Source organism: Actinomycetota bacterium (assembly GCA_030682655.1).
Lineage (GTDB): Bacteria > Actinomycetota > Coriobacteriia > Anaerosomatales > JAUXNU01 > JAUXNU01.
Map to the genome: position 1 here is coordinate 1 of JAUXNU010000204.1, position 4368 is coordinate 4368.

7 protein-coding genes and 2 pseudogenes are annotated in these 4368 nt (G+C 64.5%); all 9 read right to left on the bottom strand.

The genetic code is table 11. The features are described 5' to 3' along the window. Positions 1-122: 122 nt before the first annotated feature. Positions 123-437 (bottom strand): HigA family addiction module antitoxin, encoded by a 315-nt coding sequence (locus Q8K99_13315; protein ID MDP2183533.1) that lies wholly within the window; start codon positions 435-437, stop codon positions 123-125. A gap of 13 nt (positions 438-450) precedes the next feature. Further along, entirely contained in the window at positions 451-732 is a 282-nt protein-coding gene (locus Q8K99_13320; GenBank protein ID MDP2183534.1) for a type II toxin-antitoxin system RelE/ParE family toxin, read from the bottom strand. Between the two features lie 202 nt (positions 733-934). Next, positions 935-1399 carry a hypothetical protein gene (locus tag Q8K99_13325; protein MDP2183535.1) on the bottom strand — a complete coding sequence of 155 codons (465 nt, stop codon included), beginning with the start codon at positions 1397-1399 and terminating at the stop codon, positions 935-937. Between the two features lie 100 nt (positions 1400-1499). Then, positions 1500-1910 (bottom strand): type II toxin-antitoxin system VapC family toxin, encoded by a 411-nt coding sequence (locus Q8K99_13330; GenBank protein MDP2183536.1) that lies wholly within the window; start codon positions 1908-1910, stop codon positions 1500-1502. After that, on the bottom strand, positions 1898-2170 hold the full coding sequence (locus Q8K99_13335) for a hypothetical protein (protein MDP2183537.1): 273 nt from the start codon (positions 2168-2170) through the stop codon (positions 1898-1900). Before Q8K99_13335 ends, Q8K99_13330 begins: the two co-directional genes overlap by 13 nt. Positions 2171-2448: 278 nt before the next feature. Continuing rightward, complete coding sequence (locus Q8K99_13340; GenBank protein ID MDP2183538.1) at positions 2449-2898, bottom strand: hypothetical protein; 450 nt, start codon at positions 2896-2898, stop codon at positions 2449-2451. Next, positions 2868-3080: pseudogene (locus Q8K99_13345) on the bottom strand (hypothetical protein). Before Q8K99_13345 ends, Q8K99_13340 begins: the two are co-directional and overlap by 31 nt. A 134-nt stretch (positions 3081-3214) precedes the next feature. Beyond that, positions 3215-3427: pseudogene (locus Q8K99_13350) on the bottom strand (NAD+ synthase). 20 nt (positions 3428-3447) lie between these two features. Further along, complete coding sequence (locus Q8K99_13355; protein MDP2183539.1) at positions 3448-4104, bottom strand: hypothetical protein; 657 nt, start codon at positions 4102-4104, stop codon at positions 3448-3450. Positions 4105-4368 lie beyond the last annotated feature (264 nt).

Here is a 4368-nt window from a genome sequence, read left to right on the forward strand (position 1 = left end):
CGAAGACCACCATGAGACCTACGAGGTTGACTGGCCATCTCATATCAACGTGTTACGGCATGAGCCGCGCCCTACCGCTCTCATGGTAGCCGAAGAAGTGCGAAGACGGCTCGATGCCGTGGTTAGGCGACACTCAGTGGCTTGATGTGGGTGCCCTTGCGCTTCAGTTCCTGTGCCGCGTCCCAGAGGTCGACAGCGCGCTGCGCGTTCAACCAGAACTCTGCAGAGTTGCCGAAGAGCTGGGAAAGCCTCAGCGCCATCTCGGGGCTCAACGCGCGGCGCTCGCGCAGGAGTTCATTCACGGTCTGGCGCGACACGCCGAGCGCACCCGCCATGCTCGTGACCGTGAGGTCATAGTCGGGCATGAAGTCCTCGCGCAGCATCTCGCCGGGGTGAATGGGCCGGACGGTACGTTCTCTGGTGTTGGGGATTGCCATGGCACACCTCATCTCAGTGGTAGTCGCAGACCTCGACGTCGTAGGCGTCGCCGTTCTCGAACACGAAGCAGATGCGCCACTGCTCGTTGATCGAGATGGAGAACTGGCCTTTGCGATCGCCGCCGAGAGAGTGCAGCCGGTTGCTACGTGGCTCGTGCAGGTCCTCGATGCGCGTCGCGAGGTCCAAATACTCCAGTCGGCGCCGGGCGCGCCTCGCGAGGTCGGGTGCGAATCGCTTCGCCTTGCCCGTCGCGTAGATCTCCCGGGTGCGTTTGTCAGCGAAGGTCCTAATCATGCCTAGAAGATAACGCGTCACGTGACGCGCGTCAATGACGGACTCTGGTGGCCTTGTTCGCCTAACGTGTTACGGCATGAGCGGCGGGTTTCGCCGTTCATGCCGATTCTATCCCTTGCCCGTCCGCTCGATGCCGGGGTTCGGTGGGCGACGGCTGCGTGGCGCGTAGGCCATGCAACGGGTCGGCCCAGCCCGCTGCTCGCTAGTCGGGCGTGGCGCCAGTCACCATCCCGAGCACCATCAAGATGAGTATGCCTGCAAGGCTGAACGCTGCCGCCAGCACGGGTCTGTACGTACGCTTCCAGCGGGTCGCAACGAGGAACGCCAAGCACTGCGGGATCGCGAAGAGGAGGACGAAGTTCAGTGCTCCCCCAAGAAGGGCGTAGTGGCCAGCCCGATGCATCGCCTGCTCTGATGACCAGTCGCTCGGATCACGGTAGGTGGTCAACTGGCCCACGATCGTGGCACCCGCGAGCCAGGCCACGGTGGCTCCCCAGGTGACGTAGGAGGCGATGATCTCTCTTCTGCGGTTCGCCCTCCACAGCCATGCGGGTGCAGCCACCACGGCGTTGAAGCCCATCACGTAGGGCGCCGCAAAGGGCCACAGTATCCAACCGCTGAACAGATACTCAACCGACGACAAGGCTCCCCCTGGATCGAGTCCCACCGAACGTCTTGCGCGTGAGCTGCGCGCGATGATTCCCAGTGTAGCCGACGAAGTGCGCGCGTCTGCTCGACGCGCTGGTTCTGCGCGAGCCGGATCCCCGTCAGGAATCACTCCAGGTCTCTACCTGAAGGCCTGGAACGCGGTCGAACTCCCTGATGTTCGCGGTGACCATGGTGAGCCCGTGCGCGACGCATGCCGCCGCCAGCCAGAGGTCGTGCGGCCCGATCAGCGTCCCGGCAGAGGCGAGGTCCGCCCACACCTGGGCGTGCGCCCTCGCGGTGGCCAAGTCGACATCCAGGAGCGGGAAGCGTTCCAGGACACCCTCCACGAACGCGGATCGTCGTGCACGTTGGTCCGGTCGTGCGGCCCGGTGCACGCCGTGCAGGAGCTCGCTGGCCGTGACGACGGAGAGGAACGATTCCTCATCGGCGCGGCGGGCGACGTGCGGCTCGAGATCGAGCCTTCCGCGCTCCGCCTCGATGAGGATGCTCGCGTCGATCAGGACTGCCATGGATCGACCAGCTCCCCGGACGCTATCTCGCTCCGCGCAGTCTCTAGGTCGGCGGCGAACTGTGCAGCGTCATCCAGGCGGGGCAGGGCGGCCAGCATACCCGGCAGCTCTACGAGCCGCTTGCCGGATGGAAGAGGCCTGAGTTCCGCGACGGGCTTGCTGCCACGGAGAAGCACGAACGACTCGCGCCGGTAGGCTACCCGGTTGACGTAGTCCGCGAAGTGGCGGACTACCTCGGTGACGGTGAGTGCCTCAGACATCGCGCATCAACTCCAATCTGATAATCAGATTACATGATGCGACAGCCTGTGGCAACGTCGGCGGCGTCTGCGCAGAACAACTGATTCAGCAGACTGCGAGAGATGTCGTGTCATGCTGACTGCTTCTCTGTAAGAAGGTACGTCTTCTCGCAGGTTTCGTCACTACGTCTCTTCGAACCAGCGGCTGCGTGCCGAACGCCGCGAGGGCGCGCCCTGGCATATGCAGTCTGTGTAAGCCACGGCGCGGGACGTAAGTCTTACGTGCCCGCCTCCCGCGCTCACGGCTTCGCGTCGTCCTTGGCGGACCTTCCCGCAAGCCGGTAGAGCGGCCACGCGAATCCCATGGCAAGCGCTCCCACGAGATAACCAACCGGGATCGAGAACGTGCGGGCTATCCACCCGAATCCCGGTTGCCCGATCGAGCCCCCCACATCGCCAAAGAACGAATCGAGCGACAACACCGTTGCCCGTTGCGCCGACGGGATGTGCTCGTTGAGGAACGCCTGTCGCACGGGGCCCATCACACCCGACACGACCCCGAAAAGCCCGAACAGCAGCACCATCACCGCGAACGCCGCGGGGCTTCCCCCCTCCGGCGTGAGCACGCCGAGCAGACCCAGCGCCGCAACGCCGACCGCGTTCGCAACCGCTCCCCGCGCCAGCAGTCGCGCGGGGACACGCCCCCACGACGACGACGTCACGCGCCCGACGAGCGCGTTCCCGCCCACGCTGGCCAGCCCGAAGAACGCCGTGATCGCACCGGCGACCCAAACAAGGTCCGGCCGGAGACTGTAACGACGACGATGGCCTCGGGTCCGAGTTCTTCGGCCAGCAGCGGAAGCAGTGCCAGCGCGTGGCTCGATTCGATCGCCGGGATGATGCCTTCCGTGCGGCAGAGCAGCTCGAAGGCCGTCGGTGTCCTCGACGAGTGCATGCGGGAGGTTCCACTCGCCATACAGGCACTCGTAGCGAATCCCCCTGGCCTGCTCGTACTCGGGTGTGCCCGGGGCGATGTAGCGAAGCTCGAACGGCTCCATGTCCCCCCTATCTCCGGAATCCGTTCGTGACGGGAACCCGGCGGTCTTTGCCGAAGGCCTTCGTCGTGATCTTGACGCCCATCGGGCCCTGACGACGCTTGTACTCTGCCGCGTCGACCATTCCGACCACGCGTTCGACCGTGACCCGGTCGTGACCCTCCGCGACTATCTGCTCGACAGAGCTGTCCCGCTCGACGTAGAGGGCGAGGATCCCGTCGAGGCGAGCGGACTCGGCGTGGTCTACCTCAAGCGCGAGCCATGCGCCTTCCGCCAGTTCTCCATGACCTGGTCCTCTATCGCCCGCTTCATATGGAGCTGGCATCGTCCTTCCCACCACACCTCGAAGTCTGCGTCTGGGTCATCGCGCATCACCTCGAGCCAAGCATCCTGATTCTCCTGCCACTCCTCGAAGTTCCTAGGGCTCCCGATGTCGTCGATGATGAGGACCACGCCGTTCTCGCAGTTCTCGCAGTCGCGGCCCCCATCTCCACCGTTGAAGCGTTCGGGGCGCAGCGAGTACTCGTTGGGGAAGGTACGCTCGAGCATCCACGCGGCGGCGGTCCAGTTCGTCAACGCGGCGGCGCGGATCACCTGCATCGTCTGGAGCTGCGAGACGGCCCGCGCTGCCTCAGCCCGTCGGTAGAAGTCCGCGTAGGGGCGTTCGGTCTCGTCGATCAGGTCCAGTGCGTCCGCATCGCCGGCCACTGATTCAGCCGTTCTCAGCGCGCCTTCGCCTCGCTGCATCCATGAGAAGTACGTGCGTCTCCCGATGCCTGCCGCCGCGCACGCCGCACGCGTACTCACACCCATCGTAAGCCCCTCGAGGAGACGGTCGATGCGTGCGGGCTCGGCGACCACGAGCGGGACCTTGCCCATCTTGCGAAGCTGCTTGCTCATCGCGTTCGAACTCCCTTCTGATCCCCGCTCACGCCGGGAGCGAATCGGCCTCTCTCGTCTCTCATGGCTCTTCCCTTTTTGTGGATCTTGTGACACATGTGTGGGTGCGAACCCGCACTGAATAGGTTGCGCACGTCACCCCTGAGCTTGGGATACTGGCTTTTCGCGAGTCAGGAAACCGAGCCATGGAGGACGACGTGCGCACAGCCAGTCTATTGAAGCGGATATTGGGTGTCGAGAAAGTCGTGATCGAGGGCTTTGACT

What these genes read in the sequence shown, in the direction of transcription:
- Q8K99_13335 (MDP2183537.1), bottom strand. Translation starts at nt 2,170, where the DNA reads ATGTCTGAGGCACTCACCGTCACCGAGGTAGTCCGCCACTTCGCGGAC.
- Q8K99_13330 (MDP2183536.1), bottom strand. Translation starts at nt 1,910, where the DNA reads ATGGCAGTCCTGATCGACGCGAGCATCCTCATCGAGGCGGAGCGCGGA.
- Q8K99_13320 (MDP2183534.1), bottom strand. Translation starts at nt 732, where the DNA reads ATGATTAGGACCTTCGCTGACAAACGCACCCGGGAGATCTACGCGACG.
- Q8K99_13355 (MDP2183539.1), bottom strand. Translation starts at nt 4,104, where the DNA reads ATGAGCAAGCAGCTTCGCAAGATGGGCAAGGTCCCGCTCGTGGTCGCC.
- Q8K99_13315 (MDP2183533.1), bottom strand. Translation starts at nt 437, where the DNA reads ATGGCAATCCCCAACACCAGAGAACGTACCGTCCGGCCCATTCACCCC.